Raw genomic sequence first — 20,209 nt, 5'->3', positions numbered from 1 at the left:
AAACGCTCCTAAGGCTGCTTGCACGAACAACACGGAGACGAGCCATGACGAGCCAGCTGGACAAGGCGACGGCGTTTCGCGCACTGCACGAGCGGCCCGGAGCCTTCATCATTCCCAATCCATGGGACGCCGGTACGGCCAAGCTGCTCGCGGCGATGGGCTTCGAGGCCCTGGCGACCACGAGCCTCGGGGTGGCCAACATGCTCGGCAGCGGCGGCGTCAGCCTCGACGTCATCCTCGCCAACGCGCGCGCGATCGTCGAAGCTACCGAACTGCCGGTCAGCGTGGACCTCGAGAATTGCGGCGCAGATGACCCGAAGCGTGCCGCCCAAGCGCTTCAGCGCGCCGCCGAGGCTGGCGCGGTCGGAGGTTCGATCGAGGATTTCAGCGGCGACCGTGATCGTCCCATCTACGACTTCTCCCACGCCGTCGAGCGCGTCCAGGCCGCGGTCGAAGTGGCGCGCGCGCTGCCAATTCCGTTCACCTTGACCGCGCGGGCCGAGAACTTCCTGCACGGCCGCAAGGACATCGACGACACAATTCGCCGCCTGCAGGCCTTCGAGGCCGCGGGCGCCGATGTCCTTTATGCGCCGGGCCTATACGATCTCGCCACGATCCGGACCGTCGTCGCCTCGCTCGGAAAGCCGTTCAACCACGTGATGGGCTTTGCCGACCCGACGCTGACGGCCGGGCAATTGTCCGCCGCCGGCGTCAAGCGCATCAGCGTCGGCGGGGCCATGTCACGCTACGCGCTCGCCGCGTTCCTGAACTGCGCACGCGAGATGAAGGACAAGGGATCCTTCACCTATGTTCGCGACATGGCGCCGGTCGGCGAGTTGCGCGCCGCCTTCGCCGCGGTCACTCCTCCCTGAAGCCGTACTCCGGCACGTTGCCGCTGGCGCCGTAATATTTGTACGGCAGGAACTTGCCGGTCATGGTGATCTTGACGCGGTCGCCCTTCGGATTGGCGACGCGCTCGATGCCCATGTCGAAGTCGATCGCAGACATGATGCCGTCGCCGAACTCTTCCTCGATCAGCGCCTTCCAGGCCGGGCCGTTCACCATCACCATCTCGTAGAAGCGGTAGATCAGCGGATCGGTCGGCGGCATCGGCGTGCCGGTGCCGCGCATCGGCACTTCGTTCAGCATGGCAACTTCCGCCTTCGACAGGCCGAACAGCTCGCCGGCATTGGCGGCCTGCGGCTTGGTCAATTTCATCTGACCGAGGATCGCGCCAACGATCAGCACCTCGGAATAGCCGCCGATCTTGTCGCAGATGTGCTTCCAGCTCCAGCCCTTCTCGCGCTTGATGTCGAGCAGCTTCTCGGTGAGGTCTTCGCGTTTCATGTCAGGGTCTCCTCTTCAAAAGCATGATCCGGAAAAGTGTGAAGCGGTTTTCCGTAGATCATGCGTCTATAAAATCACGCAGTGAGTCCGGGGCTGGGCCCGGGTATCCATGGCTGTCGTTGCTCTTCGCCATTCGACGCGATCGTCAGTCCGGGCTTGCCGATCTGAACCACCGGCACGTTGCGCGGATCGTGACCGGGCGTCTCGGCGGCAAAGGTCTTGCTGCGCGTCACCAGGAAATCGATGATGTGGTTGCGCAAGGCGTAGTACAGCGGATGGCGGTGCAGATCGGTGCGGCCGCGATCCCTCGGCAGCGGGTTCTCGACGACTTCAGCGAGCACCGCGCCCGGACCGTTGGTCATCAGAAAAATCTTGTCGGCGAGGTAGATCGCCTCGTCCACGTCATGGGTGATCATGAACGCGGTCTGCCCAGTCTCGAGGCAAATCCGCCGCACCTCGTCCTGGAGCGTGCCGCGTGTCAGCGCGTCGAGCGCGGAGAACGGCTCGTCCATCAGCATCATCTTCGGCGTGATCGAGAGCGCGCGGGCGATGCCGACGCGCTGCTTCATGCCGCCCGAGAGCTCGGAGGGACGCTTGTGCTCGGAGCCGGTGAGCCCGACGAGATCGATGAAACTCTGCGCGTGCGCCCTGACCTTGGCGCGATCCCAGCTCCGCCATTTCGAGCTGACGGCATAGGCGACGTTGCCGAGCACGGTGCGCCAGGGCAAAAGCGCGTGGCTCTGGAAGATCACGGCGCGGTCGAGGCTGGTGCCGGAAATCGCCTGCCCGTCGACGATGACGGCACCTTCGCTCGGCGCATCGAGGCCGGCAAGGATGTTGAGCACTGTGGTTTTGCCGCAGCCGGAATGACCGATCACGCAACAGAACTCGCCGCGGGCCATCGACAGCCAGAGATTCTCGAACACGGTCGTGGTGGCGCCGCCCGCGCCCGGATAGCGCTTCGCGATGTCTTCGATGGAGATGAATTTATCGGTCACTGCCCTACTCCGGAAACGTAACCATGCGCGTGAATCGCGCCAGGATCTGGTCGAGCAGCATGCCGACGATCCCGATCAGGAGGATCGCGATGATGACATTGGTGATCGACAAGTTGTTCCACTCGTTCCAGACGAAATAGCCGATGCCGGTGCCACCGACGAGCATTTCGGCGGCGACGATCACGAGCCAGGCAATGCCGATCGAGATGCGCATCCCGGTCAAGATCGTCGGCGCTGCCGCCGGCAGGATCACGGTGAAGGCGCGCCTGACGGTGCCGACCTCCAGCGTGCGCGCGACGTTGATCCACTCCCTACGCACGCCGGCAACGCCGAAGACGGTGTTGAGCAGCATCGGCCAGATCGAGCAGATGAAGATGACGAAGATCGCCGAGACCGAGGAATCCTTGATGGTGTAGAGCGCGAGCGGCATCCAGGCCAGCGGTGAGATCGGCTTGAGCACCTGGATGAAGGGATCGAGCGCCTTGCTGAGCAGCGGCGACATGCCGATGAGGAAGCCGAGCGGGATGGCGACCAGCACCGCCAGCAGATAGCCGGTGCCGACGCGCGCGATCGAATAGGCAAGCTGGATGCCGAGCCCCTTGTCGTTCGGCCCGTTGTCATAGAACGGCTGCCTCAGGTGCTCCCAGAGCTTTGCGCCGACATCGAGCGGCCCGGGCATCGCGGATTTGCCCTGCGTCGCGGTCAGGCCCATCAGCTTGGCGTATTCCGGGCTCATCGTTGTCGTTGCGCCGGTCGAGCGCGTGGCGAGATGCCAGATGCCGAGGAATGCGGCGAGTAGTGCGATGGAGACGAGGCCGGCGCGGAGGCGGAGGGAGGAGTTCATTGCGCGAGACCTCTCCACCTGTCGTCCCGGCGAAGGCCGGGACCCATACCGCGGAATCTATCGATCGCGATCGGTAGCAGCACCGAACGATGAGTCTTCGCCAAACATCTCCCTGGGGTTATGGGTCCCGGCCTTCGCCGGGACGACGGTAGCGAGAGAAGTTTACTCACGATGCCTTCCTGATCTTGAAGCTGGCCAAATAATCCTCCGGCTTGGCCGGATCGAACGTCTTGCCCATCACCGCGAACGACTTGTAGCTGCTCGCGGGCGGCGACAGCCCCATCTCGGTCATCAGCTTCTTCGTATCGGTCGCCAGGTACACCTGCTCGGCGACCGTCTTGTAGTCGACGTCGCCCTTGATCTGGCCCCAGCGCTTCATCTGCGTCAGCATCCACACCGCAAAGGACTGCCAGGGGAACGGATCGAAATCGACCCGCTTGGCGTCGGTCTTCACGCCACCGAGGCCGTCGGCGTAGGTGCCGGTCAAAACCTGCTCCAGCACCGTGACCGGCGCGTTGATGTAGTTCGCCGGCGCGATCGCCTCCGCGATCTGCTTGCGGTTCTCCGCCTTCGACGCATAGGCCGTCGCATCGACGATGGCCCGCGTCAGTGCGGCAAAGCTGTTCGGCGCCGTCGTGATGAACTCGCGGCTCGCAGCAAAGCTGCAGCAGGGATGGCCATCCCAGATCTCCTTGGACAAGAGATGCATGAAACCGACGCCGTCATAGATCGCGCGCTGGCAGATGTTGTCGGGCGCGAGGAAGCCGTCGATGTTGTCGGCGCGCAGGTTCGCGACCATCTCCGGCGGCGGTACCGAGCGCAACTGCACGTCGGTATCGGGGTCGAGACCGGCTTCCGCGAGATAATAGCGCAGCAAATAGTTGTGCATGGAATAGTCGAAGGGAATGGCGAACTTCAGGCCCTTCCAGTCCTTGGGATCGCGCTTGTCCTTGTGCTTGGCCGCCAGCACGATGCCCTGCCCGTTGATGTTCTCGATCGCCGGCACGGCAAAGGGAATGGCGTTCGCACCGAGCCCCAGCGAGATCGCGATCGGCATCGGCGCCAGCATGTGTGCCGCGTCGTATTCCTTGTTGATCGTCTTGTCGCGGATCACTGCCCAGCCGGCGGTCTTGACCACTTCGACGTTGAGGCCGTGCTTGGCATAGAAACCGAGCGGGGCCGCCATGATGATCGGCGTCGCGCAGGTGATCGGGATGAAGCCGACCTTGAGGTCCTTCTTCTCGGGCGCGCCAGTCTCGGCAAACACCTCGGTTGCGGTCTGAAGCGGGAAGAACTGCGACAGCGCGGCCAGCGCCGTCGAGGCCCCAACCGATTTCAGAAACGCGCGCCGCGCCATATCTTGCGGAAACATCGCGCGCATCACCGCGGAGGCGACAACGCCCGCGTAACGCGTCTCCTCGCTGTCCGACGGGTCGCAGCGCAGGGCCGCGCTCGCCTGCTCGTGCTCCGCCGCCGATCGGTGCTGGCCACAGACACAACCGGCTCGAAGGTTTCGCTCGGGATCAAACGGATTGTCGAATGTGGACATCGGACCTCCTGCGCGTCATTGCAGAAGGAATTACGCAAGGAGCATGCCATCGTCGGATCGCGAGGCAGTGCGTTGATGACGCAGCACTTTCCGTAGCGTTTGGTCGCTACGAAAAGTCGTGATAAACGAAAACTCGTAGTCAAATGACGAGATTTCGTAATGGCAATGACGCCAATGCCCGGCCGCGACGATGCGGCCGACACCATCGATCCGCGCACCGCGGCGTTTGAGTCCTCAGTAGAGGCGACGCTGCTGGTCGATCCCTCCCGCGATCAGATCATCGACGCCAATCCGGCGGCCTGCACCCTGCTCGGCTACGACCGCACGCTGTTGCGGCAGACCAGGGCCAGCACCCTTCATGCCGGCCAGCTCCCGGCGCTGACCGTGTTCACCCAGGCCGTGCTGCACAAGGGCGCCTACTGGACCACGGCGCTCACCCCGCGCCATGCCGCCGGGCAAAATCTCAGGCTCGAATATGCCGGCTGCATCCTGCCCCATGACGGCCGCACGCTGGTGCTGCTCACCCTCACCGATCTCGAAGCGCGCCGCCGGCGCAACGTCGACGCTGCTGCCGAAGACCACATGCGCGGCGGCATCTCGACCTGGCAGCGGGTCGAACGCGTATTCCAGGACATCGAGCGCGAGAACCAGCTGATCCTGCGCGCGGCCGGCGAAGGCATCTATGGCGTCAACGCCGAGGGCAAGACCACCTTCGTCAACCCGGCGGCGGAGCGGATGCTCGGCTGGACCGCCGAGGAGCTGGTCGGCAAGGAAATCCATCCCATCGTGCACCATACCCACCATGATGGCCGGCACTATCACAACCACGACTGCCCGATCTATGCGGCGTTCCGCGACGGTGCCGTGCATCAGGTCGACGGCGAGGTGTTTTGGCGCAAGGACGGCTCGCCGGCCTGGGTCGAATACACCTCCACTCCGATCCGCGACCGCGGCGTGGTGGTCGGCGCGGTCGTGGTGTTTCGCGATGTCAGCCAGCGCCGCGAGGCCGACGAGAAGCTGCATGCCGCGCTTGCCGAGGTCGACCGCCTGCGCGAGCGTCTCGAGCTCGAAAACGCCTATCTCCAGGAAGAAATCCGCATCGAGACCAATCCCCGCGGCATCATCGGTCAGAGCGAGGCGATCCAGAAGACGCTGCGCCAGGTCAAGCTGGTGGCCCCGACCACCGCGGCGGTGATGATCACCGGGGCATCAGGCACCGGCAAGGAGCTGATCGCGCGCGCCATCCACGAAGCCTCAGGTCGCAGCGACCGGCCGTTGATCCGCGTCAACTGCGCCGCGATCCCGCGCGAATTGTTCGAGAGCGAGTTCTTCGGTCACGTCCGCGGCGCCTTCACCGGCGCAACGCGCGACCGCATCGGCCGGTTCGAGCTTGCCGACGGCGGCACGTTGTTTCTGGACGAGGTCGGCGAGATCCCGCTCGAACTCCAGGGCAAGCTGCTGCGCGTCTTGCAGGAAGGCAATTTCGAACGCGTCGGCCAGGAGCGCACGCGCGCAGTCGACGTGCGCGTCATTGCCGCGACCAATCGCGATCTCAAGCAGGAGGTGCAACGCGGTCGGTTTCGCGAGGACCTCTATTTCCGTCTCAACGTATTTCCGATCGAGACCGTCCCCTTGCGCGAGCGACGCGAGGACATTCCGCTGCTCGCCCAGCATTTCCTGACGCGCGAGAGCAAGGCGTTGAAGTCGAACCTGCGCCTGTCGGAAGGCGATGCGCGGCGGCTGACCCGCTACGATTGGCCCGGCAATGTCCGCGAATTGCAGAACGTGATCGAGCGCGCCGCAATTCTGTCTCAGAACGGGCGGCTGCGCATCGATCTGCCCGACCCCTCCGGCACGCAAGCTCCGAGCGGCACTGCACGCCCGAAAGCCGATGTGTGCCCCGCGGTCATGACGTCATCGGAAATGCGCGATCACGAGCGCGCCAACATTTTGGCGGCGCTCGAAGCCTGCGCAGGGAAAGTCTTCGGCCCCGGCGGCGCGGCCGAGATGCTCGATATCAAGCCGACCACATTGGCCTCGCGGATCAAGGCGCTGGGAATCGCGCCTCGTCCACGGGCGGGTCTCAACGGCTAGAATTTGGCGAAGCACGGTCGCGCGCCTCGGTTCACCTCTCCCGTAGGGAGAGGTCGGATCGCATCGAGAGATGCGGGTGAGGGCTTACGGTCTCACCAAACGCAACGCCCCCTCACCCGGATTGCTGCGCAATCCGACCTCTCCCCGTCGGGGAGAGGTGGACCGAGCCCTATAGCAGCGGCACGCAATCACGCCGCCTTGGTCGTGACCCCCGACACAACCGGCAATCCCTGCTCGATCGGCAGCGACGGATCGCGCGACCATTCGTTCCAGGAGCCAAAGTACATCCGCACGTCCTTCACGCCGGCATTCTTCAGCGCCAGGAACGTGTTCGAGGCCCGCGCGCCCTTGAAGCAGTAGAGATAGACGGGCGTCGTCTGCGAGATGCCGACAGTGGCGCATTCGGCCAGAATCTCGTCCTTGGACTTGAAGCGCGGGCCCTCGGCGGTCGGTTTCATCATGCGGTACCATTCCAGCCACACCGCGCCGGGGATGCGGCCCTTGCGCGGGCAGAAATCCTTGCCGTATGGGGACGAGCTGTCGCCGATCCACTCATCAACGTCGCGCACATCGAGGATGGCGATGCCGGGCTTGCCGACGGCCCCGAGCATGGTCTTGGCGTCGATCAGGATTTCGCCCGCCTCAGGTACGATCGTGAACGAGGCCTTCGCCGCCGTGGGCACGTCCTTGGTGACCGGCAATCCGGCTGCTGCCCAGGCATCGAAACCGCCATGCAACACCTTGACCTTGGGATAGCCGAGCATGGTGAGGAGATAGTAGCCGCGGCAGGACTGGCCGAAGCCGGAGTTCATCGACTGCTCATAGACCACCGCTGTCTCCGTTCCGGAGAGACCCGCGGCACCAAAGGCGTCGGCAAATTTGGACTTGAGCTCGTTGATGCCCTCGGGCGTCGAGGTCGCAAGATAGGTGAAGATGTCGTGCACATTCACGGCATTGGGGAGGTGCCCGGCGCCGTAGGCGTCGGGATTGCGGGTGTCGATGACGACACAGGGCTCGGTCTTCAAGAGATCGGCAAGTTCGCTGGCAGAGATCAGAACGTCCGTCATTGGCAGCCTCTCCGTTGAGGTTGGTGGTGGTCTTAACAGTCGTCTTGGCAGTGGTCTTCGGGTGGACTCGTGAAGATCAGGAATCGGCGAGCATCTTGTGTAATTGCTTGGTGGCAGGCGTGACGATCGCGACGAAATAGGCCTCGCGCAGTCGCCGCTGAGCGCGGTGGCTTTTGAGATAACCGCGTGCACCACAATGCAGCATCGCCGCATGCGCCGCCGCGACGCTGACTTCGCCGGCACGAAGCCTGAGTGCGATCACCTTGCGCCAGTAGGTCTCCTCCTCGTTGTAGGGATCACGCGCCAGCGCCATCGTTTCGGTCTCGAGCTCGGCGGCGAGATCGCGAAAATGCACCGGCTGCTGCGGCAGATAGCGGTTGATATGGCCAAGGGGGCTGTCGACTTCGTCCATGATGTTGATGCAGTCCCTGATCACGCCGAGCGCCATCCCGGCCTGGAGCAGGATGAAGCCGGCGCGGATCTTCTTCACGAAGGGACCCGCGGGATCGGCCAGGATCAGTTCGTCCGGCACGAAGACGTCGCGGAACTGGACGCCATAAGTGCCGGTGCCGTCCATGGCGAGGAACGGCTTGCACGGCGTCAGCGTGATCGCGGGATCGGAGCAGTCGGCCAGAAACATCACCGTGCCAGGCTCGCCTTTTGCGATGCCCTTATCGTCCTCGCGTTCGAAGATCGTGCCGAAGTAATGGTCAGGACCGAGATTGGAGACCCAGGGCAGCGCGCCGCGCACGATGTAGCCGCCGTCGACCTTGCGCCCCTTCAGCTTGAGCCTCTCGATGCCGAAGAAGCTCTTCATCGGGTTGGAGAGGCCGGTGCCGCCGAGCACCCGCCCGGTCGAGAAGGCGTCGCCGAAGCGCTTTGCCAGCTTCAGATTTGTTGAGTTCGCGGCGTACCAGACCAGCGTGTTCTGGCACCAGGCCATGAAGGCGGTGGCGCCGCAGACCTCGCCGATAACAGCCATCGCCTGGATCGCGCAGCGCAGATCCGCGGGGCCTTCGTGCGGGACGTGACTGCCCCAGGCGCCGACCGCGCCGAACTTGCGCAGCACCTCGGCCGGATAGACCGTGCCGGCGTCGACGCCGGCAGCGAGCGGCGCGAGCTGCTCCCGCGCGATCCGCGCCACCTCTCCTGCAATGGACGGTGCGGGATGATCCAAAACGTCGACCCGCGATAAAGCCAGTGAACCCATGATCGTCTCCCGCACCCCAGTTGCTGATTGCTGTCTTCTAAATGCCAACCTCGAGATTGACCGGACGGGTGAAGGTGTTGGCGACCGGCGACCATTTCTTCACATGGGCGACCAGCGCGTTGATCTCGTCCGGCGCGATGCCCTCGCACTCCATGTCGACCTTGACGCGGACGTCAGTGAAGCCGACCGGCTTGTCGGAGGTGTCGCCGGTGCCCCAGACCGCAGTGATGTTGAGGTCGCCCTCGAGCTCCAGCTCGAGCTTGTTGACGATCCAGCCGCGATGCACGGCGTTGGCGTGCAGACCGACGGCGAGGCAGGAGCCGAGCGCGGCGAGCGAGGCTTCCGACGGATTGGGCGCGGTATCGTCGCCCAGAAGCCCCGGGGGCTCGTCGACGATGTAGGGCGGCAAATTGCGGATGTAGTTGGCGTGGCGGAATTTTCCCTCCGCGACCGTCTTGCACTTCAAGGTCTTGACGACCTTCGGATTGGCCTTGCCGCTCGCGATCAGTTGCTCGAGGCCATTCTTATCGATGGGCGCGAGGCACCCCGTCAGCACTGTCTTCTGAACGACGGCAGTCATCAGTCTTCTCCCTGGCAGAAGTGAAAATCGGCAGGATACCGAACGGTCTGTTTCCTTGCATGGAGCGTGCCACAGCAAGCCGAAAACAAAACGCGAAGCATTGGAGCCGCTTAGGTGTCCCTGCCTGCGGATTGATCAGCCGCAGCTTGCTTAAAGGCGAAGCAGATGCGCTTGCGCATGCGAATCTTTTCGGCGCCGAACAGATGCGGCTTGCTGATGCGGCGCAGCTGCGGGTAAGTTCGAGTCCATGGCTAAGACGTCATCGAAGAAAAAAACGAATTCGCCGCACGCCGGTGCTGGCGCAGGCGACGACGAGTCCGCGCGCGGACGTTTGCTGAGCGCCGCGACCCATCTGTTCTGCAAGAACGGCATCAATGCCACCGGCATCGATGCGATCATCGAGGAAGCCGGCACCGCGAAGACCACGCTCTATAAATTGTTCGGCTCCAAGACCAACCTCGTCAACGCGGTGCTGGAGAGCGAAGGCAAGCAGTGGCGCGAATGGTTCATTGGCGCGATGGAGCAAGGCGGCGGCGACGCGCAGGCGAAACTGACGCGCATCTTCCCCGCGCTGAAGAGCTGGTTCGCCGAAGAACGCTTCTACGGCTGCCCCTTCATCAACGCCGTCGGCGAGCACGACAAGGATCAGAAGCTGTTCCGCAACATCGCGTTGAGGCACAAGAAAATCGTGCTCGGCCACATCGAGAAGCTCGCCGGCGAGCTCGGCTCCAGCGAGCCCACCGTGCTCGCGCACCAGCTCGGCCTCATCATCGACGGCGCCATCGTCGCGGCGATGGTCTCGCGCGATCCGGGCGTCGCGGATACGGCCGCGCTCGCGGCAAGTCCCCTGCTCAGCCAGTCGAAGACGAAAAAGAAGCGCGCGGCGGACCAGCTAGAGGCAGTGTAGGTCCGAATCCGTAGGGCGGGCAAAGGCGCGCAGCGCCGTGCCCACGACACCTGTCTCAACATTGCCGATCGACATGGTGGGCACGCTACACTTTGCCACCCTACAAGACCGATGCGCGACGAGACCTACGCGCTCTGCGCCATCATCCCGGCAAGCCGCACCAGCTCCGCCTCCAGATCGCGCTCGACGTCCGCCGCCCGGATCTCCAGCACACGATAATCCCGCGCTTCGAGCCACACACGCCGCGACGCACGGTCGGCGGCGATGGTCTCGCCCTCGCCCGGGTTGACCAGCTCGATCGCGATCCGGTGCGGGAATGAGACGAAATCCGGGATATGCCGCCCCACGGGGGTCTGGCGCTTGAACTGGCCGGCGAAGCGCCGGTCGCGAGTCAGCGCATGCCAGAGCAGGCGCTCGGCATCGGTCGGGTTGCGGCGGAGCAGGCGGGCGAGGCCGCGCACGGTCGAGCCGCTGTCGGGCACGCCGCCGCCCTGCCCGTGCTCAGCCAAGAGCGCGCGCAGGCGCGTGGCCTGCTCGCCGTCGAGCACGCCGCCCTTGGCCGGGCCCTTGCGCCCTTCCGCGATCGCCATCACCACGCCGTGGAGCGTGTGCATATCCTGCTTGGTCGGCTCCATCCGGCTGAAGATGTTGCGCAGGTTGACCAGCATGGTGTCGCGCTTCTCGGCGGGGCGCAGGAATTCGACCTTGTCGAGCTCGCGCACGAGGTTGTCGAAGAAGGCCTGCATCTGGTGCTGCGAAGCGCGCTCGGACCGCTCCGGCATGGCGTGCGGCAGCTCGCCGGATGTGGCTCGTTTGAACCATTCATAGCCGACCAGCAGCACGGCCTGCGCGAGGTTGAGCGAGGCAAAGCCCGGATTGACCGGGAAGGTGATGATACGGTTGGAGAGCCCGACCTCCTCGTTGGTCAGGCCCCAGCGCTCGCGGCCGAACAGGATACCGGCCTTGCCCCCGGTGGCGATGTGCCCCGAGATCTCGGCGACGGCGGCTTCCGGCCCGACCACCGGCTTGGCCTGGTCGTGCGCGCGGGCGGTGGCGGCGAACAACAGGTCGAGATCGGCGACCGCCTGCTCGACCGTCTCGAACAATTCGACCTTTTCCAGAATCTGATCGGCGCCGGCGGCGGCGCGCTGGGCCGCGATGTTGGGCCAGCCGTCGCGGGGATTGACGATGCGAAGCCGGCTCAGGGCAAAATTGCCCATGGCGCGCGCGGCCATGCCGATGTTTTCCCCGAGCTGCGGCTCGACCAGGATCACGATGGGACCATCGAGAGAAAGCCCCGCCTTGCTCTTGTCAGTCCCCGACATCTCGCTTCGCTTTCACGCTGTCTCTCAAGGCCTTGCAGAGGCCACTTCAGGAGTTGATTCAAGCCGGCCCACCGGGCGGGCCGCCCCGTCCGCCTGTCGTTTGCCTGTCCTGACAAAATTCTCAAGGGAAATAACGGGTTGGATTCGACTTTTGAATCTCGCCTGGAACATGACCCGGGTCCGGCCGAGGGCGGGCTGCCGCTGCCCGTCTGCGGAAGCTGGATGAGCTAAAAGTGCATAATCCCTTGGCTTTCGCCCGCCGCGCGGCGGTGCTAAGAGGCGCCGGATATTCCCATGGCGCACCACAAGCGCCGTTCCCAAGAGGCTTCCCCGATCATGGCAAAAATCAAGGTATCCAATCCCGTCGTCGAACTCGATGGCGACGAGATGACCCGGATCATCTGGCAGTACATCAAGGACAAGCTGATCAACCCGTTCCTGGATGTCGAGCTGCTCTATTTCGACCTGGGCATGGAGCACCGCGACCACACCAACGATCAGATCACCATCGACGCCGCCGAGGCCATCAAGAAGGTCGGCGTCGGCGTCAAGTGCGCCACCATCACCCCGGACGAGGCCCGGGTGAAGGAGTTCAACCTCAAGCAGATGTGGAAGTCGCCGAACGGCACCATCCGCAACATCCTAGGCGGCTGCATCTTCCGCGAGCCGATCATCTGCAAGAACGTGCCGCGCCTCGTTCCCGGCTGGACCAAGCCGATCATCATCGGCCGCCACGCCTATGGCGACCAGTACCGCGCCACCGACATCAAGTTCCCGGGCAAGGGCACCCTCTCGCTGAAGTTCGTCGGCGAGGACGGCACCGTGATCGAGAAGGAAGTGTTCAAGGCCCCGGGCGCCGGCGTCGCCATGGAGATGTACAATCTCGACGACTCCATCATCGACTTCGCCCGCGCCTCCTTCAATTACGGCCTGCTGCGCGGCTATCCGGTCTATCTGTCGACCAAGAACACGATCCTGAAGGTCTATGACGGCCGCTTCAAGGACATCTTCCAGGACATCTTCGACCGCGAGTTCAAGAAGGAGTTCGACGCCAAGGGCCTGACCTACGAACACCGCCTGATCGACGACATGGTGGCCTCGGCGCTGAAATGGTCCGGCGGCTATGTCTGGGCCTGTAAGAACTACGACGGCGACGTGCAGTCCGATACGGTCGCGCAGGGCTACGGCTCGCTCGGCCTGATGACTTCGGTGCTGCTCACCCCGGACGGCAAGACGGTCGAAGCCGAGGCTGCCCACGGCACGGTGACCCGCCACTACCGCGAGCACCAGAAGGGCAAGGAGACCTCGACCAACTCGATCGCGTCGATCTTCGCCTGGACCCGTGGCCTGTCGCATCGCGCCAAGCTCGACAACAATGCCGAGCTCGCCAAGTTCGCAAACACGCTGGAGAAGGTCTGCGTCGACACCGTCGAGGCCGGCTACATGACCAAGGACCTCGCGCTCCTGGTCGGCGCCGACCAGCGCTGGCTCTCGACCACCGGCTTCCTGGACAAGGTCGCCGAGAACCTGACGAAGGCGCTGGCGGCGTAAGCTGCCAGCCACGCCGTCATTGCGAGCGTAGCGAAGCAATCCAGAATCCCTCCGGGGAAACAGTCTGGATTGCTTCGTCGCATCAGCGCAAAATTGCTCTGCAATTTTGTCGCGAGCTCCTCGTAATGACGAGAGTTCTTATCCGGGGAAGCGCCATGCCGACATCGAAGAGCCTTGCATTCGCGGCCTTCGCGCTGGCCAGCACGCCCGCATTCGCTGCCGATCCGCTTCCCGAGGCCATCGCCGCGCCGGGCGAGAGCGTCGCGCTCAGCGTGCACGCCGAGGGCGCGCAGGTCTATGAGTGCAAGGCCGGCACCGACGGTAAGCTCGCCTGGACCTTCCGCGAGCCGATCGCGACGCTTCTCTCGGACGGCAAGACCATCGGCCGCCACTATGCCGGCCCGAACTGGGAGCATGCCGACGGCAGCGCCCTGGTCGGCAAGGCCATCGGCAATGCGCCGGGCGCAACGGCGAGCGATATCCCCTGGCTGAAGCTGGAAGTGACCGCTCACCGCGGCAGCGGCGTGCTGACGCCCGTGACCACGGTCCAGCGCATCAACACCCATGGCGGCAAGCTCGACGGCGCTTGCGACAGGGCTGGCGAGTTCAGGAGCGTGCCCTACTCCGCCGAGTATGTTTTCCTGAAGAAGGGCTAACCCGCGGACCTCGTCAGCGCGCCTTGCCCCCATCTTCCTTCTCCGCCTGCGCCAGCTCCGCCGCAGCGAGATCGCCGGTGTCGGCGAGCCTCGCTTTCGCAGTGTTGTGGACGTGGGCGGCCAGCGTCGGCATGCGCGCGATCAGCGCGTGGAAATCCTGGGCGTCGAGCACGAGCAGCCGGGTCTTGCGCGTCGCCGTCACCGTGCCGCTGCGTTTTGTTTTGTGCAAGAGCGCGATCTCGCCAAAGAAGGTGCCGTCCGCAAGCCGCACCTGCTGGCTCGGCAGCGCGATCTCGACCTCGCCGGCGGTGATGAAATACATCGAGGAGGCGACATCGCCCCGCCGCACCAGGATCTCGCCCTGCTCGATGGTGCGTGCCCTGAGCAGCCGCATGATGTCGGCGATCTCGGCGGCCGACAAATGCGAGAATAGCGGCACCCGCGCCAGCATGCCCCAGGTGACGACGAAATCGCGCCGCTTCACCTCTTCGGCAAAGGCGGTGGAGATGATCGCGACCGGCAGCGCGATCATGGCAAAGCCGCTGATGATGGCGAAGGTGGAGATGAACTTGCCGAGCGGCGTCACCGGCACGACATCGCCATAGCCGACGGTGCCGAGCGTCACGATCGCCCACCACATCGCCTGCGGGATGGTGCCGAGCTTGTCCGGCTGCACGTCGCGCTCGATGGCGTAGAGCAGCGAAGCAAAGGTCAAGACCACGCCGACCAGGATGACGATGCAGCCGATCAGCGCGCGCCGCTCGGCATGCACGGCCGCAAGCAGCGAGCGCATCGCCGGCGAATAGCGGATCAGCTTGAAGAACGGCAGTACGCCGAGAGCTGCCAGCGTCGCATGTCGGCCCGTGGCCAGCACGGTTCCCGCAGGCAGGAAGGCCATGAGGTCGATGATGCCGAGCGCGGAGAAGGCGTAGCCGAGCCGGTCGGACAGCGCGGACGCCTTCCGCTGCGTGTGGCCGGCCACGGTCCACAGCCGCGCCGCATATTCCAGCGCGAACACGATCACGGACAGGATGGTGATGCCTGCGAACAGCGTGCCGAATTGCGCGTCCAGCTCAGGCACCGAGGCGAGGATCATCGCCGCCACGTTGATCACGATGACGCCGATGATCACCTGGATGAAGCGCGACCCGACCGAATAGGCCAGCGGATCGTGCTCCAGCAATTCGAAGAGGCGATCCCTCAAATCGGGATCGCGAAGCCCACGTCCTCGCGGAACGGGGGACATAGGGCTTTAAGCGCCTGCCATCGCTTTTTCGATCGCCGAGAGCGCCGCGGCCGCATTGGCGCCGTCAGGGCCGCCGGCCTGGGCCATGTCGGGTCGGCCGCCGCCCCCCTTGCCGCCGAGCGCTTCGGAGGCGATGCGCACCAAATTCACGGCGTTGAAGCGCGCGGTGAGATCCTGCGTGACGCCGACCACGACGCCGGCCTTGCCGTCCTCGGTGACGCCGACGATGGCGACGACGCCGGAGCCGATCTGCTTCTTGCCGTCGTCGGCGAGGCTCTTGAGATCCTTCATCTCGATGCCCTCGACCGCGCGCGCCATCAGCTTGACGCCGCCGGCTTCGCGCACGCCTGCCGCCGCGCCGTTGCTCGACGACGCACCGCCGCCCATTGCCAGCTTCTTGCGCGCGTCGGACAGCTCGCGCTCGAGCTTCTTGCGCTCCTCCATCAGCGCGGTGATGCGCGCCGGCACGTCGTCGATGGACGTGCGCAGCTCGTTGGCCGCGGTCTTGGCCAGCGCCATGGTGTCATTGGCGTGCTTGCGCGCATAATTGCCGGTGAGCGCCTCGATGCGGCGCACGCCGGAGGCGACCGCGCTCTCGCTCGTGAGCGTGATCAGGCCGATGTCGCCGGTGCGCCTCACATGGGTGCCGCCGCAGAGCTCGACCGACCAGCCGAGCGCGTTGGCGCCGCGCTCGCGCGCGGTCCTGCCCATGGAAACGACGCGGACCTCATCGCCATATTTCTCGCCGAACAGGGCGCGCGCCCCGGCCTCACGGGCTTCATCGACACCCATGATACGCGTCGTGACCTCGTCGTTCTCCAGCACCACGTCGTTGGCGATGTCCTCGATGCGGGACAGCTCCTCCGCCGTGATCGGCTTCGGATGCACGAAGTCGAAGCGCAGGCGGTCGGGCGCGACCAGCGAGCCGCGCTGCGCGATGTGATCGCCGAGCACCTGACGCAGCGCCTCGTGGATGAGATGCGTCGCCGAGTGATGGGCGCGGATCGAAGAACGACGCCCATGATCGACCTCGAGCTGCAGCGCGGTGCCGAGCTTCACTTCGCCGCTCTCGACCGTGCCGATGTGGACGAAGAGATCGCCGAGCTTCTTCTGCGTGTCGGTGATGCGGACCTTGATGCCGCCCTCCCCGAGCAGCACGCCGGTGTCGCCGACCTGGCCGCCGGATTCCGCGTAGAACGGCGTCTGGTTCAGCACCAGCGCCCCTGTCTCGCCGGCCTTGAGGCTGTCCGCCTCCTTGCCGTCCTTTACCAGTGCGGAAACCACACCTTCGGCGCTTTCGGTCTCGTAGCCCAGGAATTCGGTCGCACCCAGCTTCTCGCGCAGCGGGAACCAGATCGCCTCGGAAGCCGCTTCGCCCGAGCCCTTCCACGACTCGCGCGCCTTGGCCTTTTGGCGCTCCATCGCATCGGAGAAGGCCGCCTGGTCGACGCCGATGCCGCGCGACTTCAGCGCGTCCTGCGTCAGGTCCAGCGGGAAGCCGTAGGTGTCGTAGAGCGTGAAGGCGACGTCGCCGTCGAACATGTCGCCCTTCTTCAGGCCCGCACTCTTTTCGTCGAGGATGGCAAGGCCGCGCGCGAGAGTCTTGCGGAAGCGGGTCTCTTCCAGACGCAGCGTTTCCTCGATCAGATTCTCCGCGCGCATCAGCTCTGGGTAGGCCTGGCCCATCTCGCGCACCAGCGCCCAGACCAGCCGATGCATCAGCGGCTCTTTCGCGCCCAGCAGCTGCGCATGGCGCATCGCGCGGCGCATGATCCGGCGCAGCACATAGCCGCGGCCCTCGTTCGAGGGCAGCACGCCGTCGGAGACGAGGAAGGCGGAGGAGCGCAAATGGTCGGCGATGACGCGGAACGACGCCACTGTCTGCTCGCTCGGCCCGGTGCCGAGCGCCGAGGCCGTCGCATCGATCAGGTTGCGGAACAGGTCGGTCTCGAACACGCTCTCGACGCCCTGGAGGATGCAGGCCATGCGCTCCAGGCCCATGCCGGTGTCGATCGAGGGACGCGGCAAGCCAACGCGCTCCTCCTTCGTCACCTGCTCGTACTGCATGAACACGAGATTCCAGAATTCGAGGAAGCGATCGCCGTCCTCCTCCGGCGAGCCCGGAGGCCCGCCCCAGATGTGCTCGCCGCGGTCGATGAAGATCTCCGAGCACGGGCCGCACGGGCCGGTGTCGCCCATCGCCCAGAAATTGTCCGAGGTCGGAATCCGGATGATGCGGTCGTCGGAGAAGCCGGCGATCTTCTTCCACAGGCCGGCCGCCTCGTCGTCGGTGTGATAGACGGTGACGAGCAGCTTGTCCTTCTTCAGCCCGAACTCGGCAGTGATCAGCTTCCAGGCGAGCTCGATCGCGCGCTCCTTGAAATAGTCGCCGAACGAGAAGTTGCCGAGCATCTCGAAGAAGGTGAGATGGCGCGCGGTGTAGCCGACATTGTCGAGATCGTTGTGCTTGCCGCCGGCGCGCACGCATTTCTGCGACGTGGTGGCGCGCTGATAGAGCCGCTTCTCGACGCCGGTGAAGACGTTCTTGAACTGCACCATGCCGGCATTGGTGAACATCAGGGTCGGGTCGTTGCGCGGCACCAGTGGCGAGGACGGCACGATCTCGTGGCCGTTCTCGGCAAAGAAGTTCAGAAAGGTCGACCTGATCTCGTTGACGCCGCTCATGTTCATCCAATCGGGTGTGCTTGGACCCGCGCTTCTCGCCATAAAAACCGGACGTTAAGGCTGATATCTGCGGGCCAAAGCGCTTTTAGACAAGGCCAGCTTCGCTGTCCAGAAACTGTGCAAGCAGATCAGTGGGTTGCCGCAGGCGCGCAATCCCGTAGCAATCCCGGTTGAAAGGCGAAGCCGCCGCGTTGACAGGCTTGGCCGCCCTGTGGTCTTTACCTATCTATATCGTACGGCCACGTCGGGAGAGACCGGCACTGGTGCCGGCGCCGAAGGAGCAACCGCCCCGGAAACTCTCAGGCAAAAGGACCGCGTGGCTTTGACGACATCTGGAAAGAGGCGCCGACGGGCAATTACCTTTTAAAAGGGGGTGGCCCGGACCAGCGTCCGCCGACGGGATAATACTCTCAGGCACAGCGACAGATGGGGCTTCGACTGGTTGCTCCCGGGGAATCGTCCCCGGGGAACCGCCGAGGGCCCCTGTGATGCTTCCACCCGACGACCACGCCCCCCTCAGACGAACGCCCCTTTACGACCTTCATGTGTCGCTTGGCGGCAAGATGGTGCCGTTCGCGGGCTATGACATGCCCGTGCAATACCCCGCGGGCGTCCTGAAGGAACATCTCCATACCCGCGCCTCTGCCGGCCTGTTCGACGTCTCCCACATGGGCCAGATCGCACTTCGGCCGAAGTCCGGCAGGGTCGAGGACGCCGCCCGCGCGCTGGAGCGGCTGGTGCCGCAGGATATCGTGGCGATTGCACCAGGACGGCAGCGCTACGCCCAGTTCACCAATGCGGATGGCGGCATCCTCGACGATCTGATGGTCGCCAATTTCGGCGATCACCTGTTCCTGGTCGTCAATGCAGCCTGCAAGGACGCGGACGAGGCGCATCTGCGCGCGCATCTCTCCGGCGACTGCGTCATCGATTCGCTTGCCGACCGCGCGCTGATCGCGCTCCAGGGCCCGAAGGCGGAATCGGCGCTGGCGAAAATGTGTGCAGTGGCGCCCTCCATGACATTCATGGACGCCGGTCCTCACGAGGTCGCCGGCCTCCCCTGTTTCGTCTCGCGCTCGGGCTACACCGGCGAGGACGGGTTCGAGATTTCCGTTCCCGCTGGCGATGCCGAGCGTCTCGCCAAGACGCTGCTCGAAAACCCCGACGTGATGCCGATCGGCCTTGGCGCCCGCGACAGCCTGCGGCTCGAGGCCGGCCTCTGCCTCTACGGCCACGACATCGACACCATCACCACGCCGGTCGAAGCCGCGCTGGAATGGTCGGTGCAGAAGAGCCGCCGCACTGGCGGCGCGCGCGCCGGCGGCTTCCCCGGCGCCGAGAAGATTCTCGCTCATTTCGATAAAGGCGCCAGCCGCCGCCGCGTCGGCCTGCGTGCCGAGGGACGCGCGCCGGTGCGCGAAGGCGCGCTGCTGTTTGCGGATGCGACGGTGGGCGAGCCGATCGGCAAAGTTACATCGGGCGGCTTCGGCCCGAGCCTGAACGCGCCGGTGGCGATGGGCTACGTGCCCACGAGCCGGAGCGCGCTCGGCACCAAGCTGTTCGCCGAGGTGCGCGGCCAGCGACTGCCCCTGCAGGTCGCCGCCATGCCCTTCGTCAAGAATACCTACAAACGCTGAGGATTCGACAATGACCACGACGCTGTACACCTCCGACCATGAATGGCTCGCCATCGAGGGCGATGTCGCGACCGTCGGCATTACCGACTACGCGCAGCAGCAGCTCGGCGATGTCGTGTTCGTCGAACTGCCCAAGCTCGGCCGCGTGCTGAAGAAGGCGGAAGCTGCCGCCGTCGTGGAATCCGTCAAGGCCGCCTCCGACGTCTATGCCCCGGTCTCGGGCGAAGTGCTCGAGATCAATCCCGCACTCGCCGCCGAGCCAGCGCTGGTGAACTCGGATGCGCAAGGCGCCGCCTGGTTCTTCAAGATCAAGATCGCCGACAAAAGCGAGCTCGGCGGCCTCATGGATGAAGCTGCGTACAAGGCACATACGGCGTGAGATGAAGCGAACTGTAACCTCATTCTCGATGTCATCGTCCGCGAAGGCGGACGATCCAGTACGCCGCGGCTTCTCGGGTCAAGCACGAACGGCCGCGTTTACTGGATGCCCCGCCTTCGCGGGGCATGACGGCG

Annotated in this window: 17 protein-coding genes and 1 riboswitch; of the genes, 7 read left to right on the top strand and 10 right to left on the bottom strand. The window is 64.8% G+C overall.

What is annotated here, in order from left to right; genetic code table 11:
• The first annotated feature begins 44 nt into the window (after nucleotides 1-44).
• Nucleotides 45-872, top strand: a complete 828-nt coding sequence (locus tag ACR9YP_RS19175) for an isocitrate lyase/PEP mutase family protein (protein WP_474220820.1) — start codon at nucleotides 45-47, stop codon at nucleotides 870-872.
• On the opposite strand, the gene cynS is transcribed toward ACR9YP_RS19175, so the two are convergent.
• The 4 genes from cynS to ACR9YP_RS19155 form a co-directional block, all read right to left on the bottom strand.
• Entirely contained in the window at nucleotides 859-1,347 is a 489-nt protein-coding gene (gene cynS / locus ACR9YP_RS19170) for a cyanase (protein WP_474220819.1), read from the bottom strand. The genes ACR9YP_RS19175 and cynS overlap by 14 nt on opposite strands.
• 74 nt (nucleotides 1,348-1,421) lie before the next feature.
• Nucleotides 1,422-2,345 carry an ABC transporter ATP-binding protein gene (locus ACR9YP_RS19165; protein WP_474220818.1) on the bottom strand — a complete coding sequence of 308 codons (924 nt, stop codon included), beginning with the start codon at nucleotides 2,343-2,345 and terminating at the stop codon, nucleotides 1,422-1,424.
• A gap of 4 nt (nucleotides 2,346-2,349) precedes the next feature.
• The gene (gene ntrB / locus ACR9YP_RS19160; protein ID WP_474220817.1) at nucleotides 2,350-3,189 is read right to left on the bottom strand and encodes a nitrate ABC transporter permease; all 840 of its coding nucleotides are present in this window, start codon (nucleotides 3,187-3,189) and stop codon (nucleotides 2,350-2,352) included.
• A 166-nt stretch (nucleotides 3,190-3,355) separates the two neighbouring features.
• Nucleotides 3,356-4,738 carry a CmpA/NrtA family ABC transporter substrate-binding protein gene (locus ACR9YP_RS19155; protein WP_474220816.1) on the bottom strand — a complete coding sequence of 461 codons (1,383 nt, stop codon included), beginning with the start codon at nucleotides 4,736-4,738 and terminating at the stop codon, nucleotides 3,356-3,358.
• Between the two features lie 159 nt (nucleotides 4,739-4,897).
• Here ACR9YP_RS19155 and ACR9YP_RS19150 point away from each other — a divergent pair, with 159 nt between their 5' ends.
• Nucleotides 4,898-6,832: a sigma-54 interaction domain-containing protein gene (locus ACR9YP_RS19150; protein ID WP_474220815.1), complete on the top strand. Its 1,935-nt coding sequence runs from the start codon at nucleotides 4,898-4,900 to the stop codon at nucleotides 6,830-6,832.
• Between the two features lie 188 nt (nucleotides 6,833-7,020).
• Here ACR9YP_RS19150 and ACR9YP_RS19145 read toward each other — a convergent pair whose 3' ends face one another.
• From ACR9YP_RS19145 to ACR9YP_RS19135, 3 genes are all read right to left on the bottom strand, one after another.
• Nucleotides 7,021-7,899, bottom strand: a complete 879-nt coding sequence (locus ACR9YP_RS19145; protein ID WP_474220814.1) for a sulfurtransferase — start codon at nucleotides 7,897-7,899, stop codon at nucleotides 7,021-7,023.
• A 76-nt stretch (nucleotides 7,900-7,975) separates the two neighbouring features.
• Entirely contained in the window at nucleotides 7,976-9,109 is a 1,134-nt protein-coding gene (locus tag ACR9YP_RS19140) for an acyl-CoA dehydrogenase family protein (protein ID WP_474220813.1), read from the bottom strand.
• A gap of 37 nt (nucleotides 9,110-9,146) precedes the next feature.
• Complete coding sequence (locus ACR9YP_RS19135) at nucleotides 9,147-9,689, bottom strand: OsmC family protein (protein ID WP_091889076.1); 543 nt, start codon at nucleotides 9,687-9,689, stop codon at nucleotides 9,147-9,149.
• 247 nt (nucleotides 9,690-9,936) lie between these two features.
• Here ACR9YP_RS19135 and ACR9YP_RS19130 point away from each other — a divergent pair, with 247 nt between their 5' ends.
• Nucleotides 9,937-10,596, top strand: coding sequence for a TetR/AcrR family transcriptional regulator (locus tag ACR9YP_RS19130; RefSeq protein ID WP_474220812.1), 660 nt, complete (start codon nucleotides 9,937-9,939; stop codon nucleotides 10,594-10,596).
• Between the two features lie 125 nt (nucleotides 10,597-10,721).
• On the opposite strand, the gene ACR9YP_RS19125 is transcribed toward ACR9YP_RS19130, so the two are convergent.
• The gene (locus tag ACR9YP_RS19125; protein WP_091889080.1) at nucleotides 10,722-11,921 is read right to left on the bottom strand and encodes a TrmJ/YjtD family RNA methyltransferase; all 1,200 of its coding nucleotides are present in this window, start codon (nucleotides 11,919-11,921) and stop codon (nucleotides 10,722-10,724) included.
• Between the two features lie 336 nt (nucleotides 11,922-12,257).
• On the opposite strand from ACR9YP_RS19125, the gene ACR9YP_RS19120 reads away from it, so the two are divergent.
• Nucleotides 12,258-13,472, top strand: coding sequence for an NADP-dependent isocitrate dehydrogenase (locus ACR9YP_RS19120; protein ID WP_474220811.1), 1,215 nt, complete (start codon nucleotides 12,258-12,260; stop codon nucleotides 13,470-13,472).
• Nucleotides 13,473-13,627: 155 nt separating this feature from the next.
• Complete coding sequence (locus ACR9YP_RS19115; RefSeq protein WP_474220810.1) at nucleotides 13,628-14,128, top strand: DUF3455 domain-containing protein; 501 nt, start codon at nucleotides 13,628-13,630, stop codon at nucleotides 14,126-14,128.
• Between the two features lie 13 nt (nucleotides 14,129-14,141).
• Here ACR9YP_RS19115 and ACR9YP_RS19110 read toward each other — a convergent pair whose 3' ends face one another.
• Entirely contained in the window at nucleotides 14,142-15,374 is a 1,233-nt protein-coding gene (locus ACR9YP_RS19110; protein WP_474220809.1) for a cyclic nucleotide-gated ion channel, read from the bottom strand.
• A gap of 6 nt (nucleotides 15,375-15,380) precedes the next feature.
• Nucleotides 15,381-18,059 carry an alanine--tRNA ligase gene (gene alaS / locus ACR9YP_RS19105; protein WP_474220808.1) on the bottom strand — a complete coding sequence of 893 codons (2,679 nt, stop codon included), beginning with the start codon at nucleotides 18,057-18,059 and terminating at the stop codon, nucleotides 15,381-15,383.
• A 235-nt stretch (nucleotides 18,060-18,294) separates the two neighbouring features.
• A riboswitch (glycine riboswitch) is annotated at nucleotides 18,295-18,383 on the top strand.
• Between the two features lie 164 nt (nucleotides 18,384-18,547).
• Between alaS and gcvT the strand changes: the two genes are divergently transcribed.
• Together gcvT and gcvH are read left to right on the top strand one after the other, a co-directional pair.
• Nucleotides 18,548-19,696, top strand: a complete 1,149-nt coding sequence (gene gcvT, locus ACR9YP_RS19100; protein WP_474220807.1) for a glycine cleavage system aminomethyltransferase GcvT — start codon at nucleotides 18,548-18,550, stop codon at nucleotides 19,694-19,696.
• 10 nt (nucleotides 19,697-19,706) lie between these two features.
• Nucleotides 19,707-20,075, top strand: coding sequence for a glycine cleavage system protein GcvH (gene gcvH, locus ACR9YP_RS19095; protein WP_091889091.1), 369 nt, complete (start codon nucleotides 19,707-19,709; stop codon nucleotides 20,073-20,075).
• Nucleotides 20,076-20,209 lie beyond the last annotated feature (134 nt).

This window comes from Bradyrhizobium sp. BR14999 (assembly GCF_056106085.1).
This window is presented reverse-complemented; position numbering and strand designations above follow the sequence as displayed.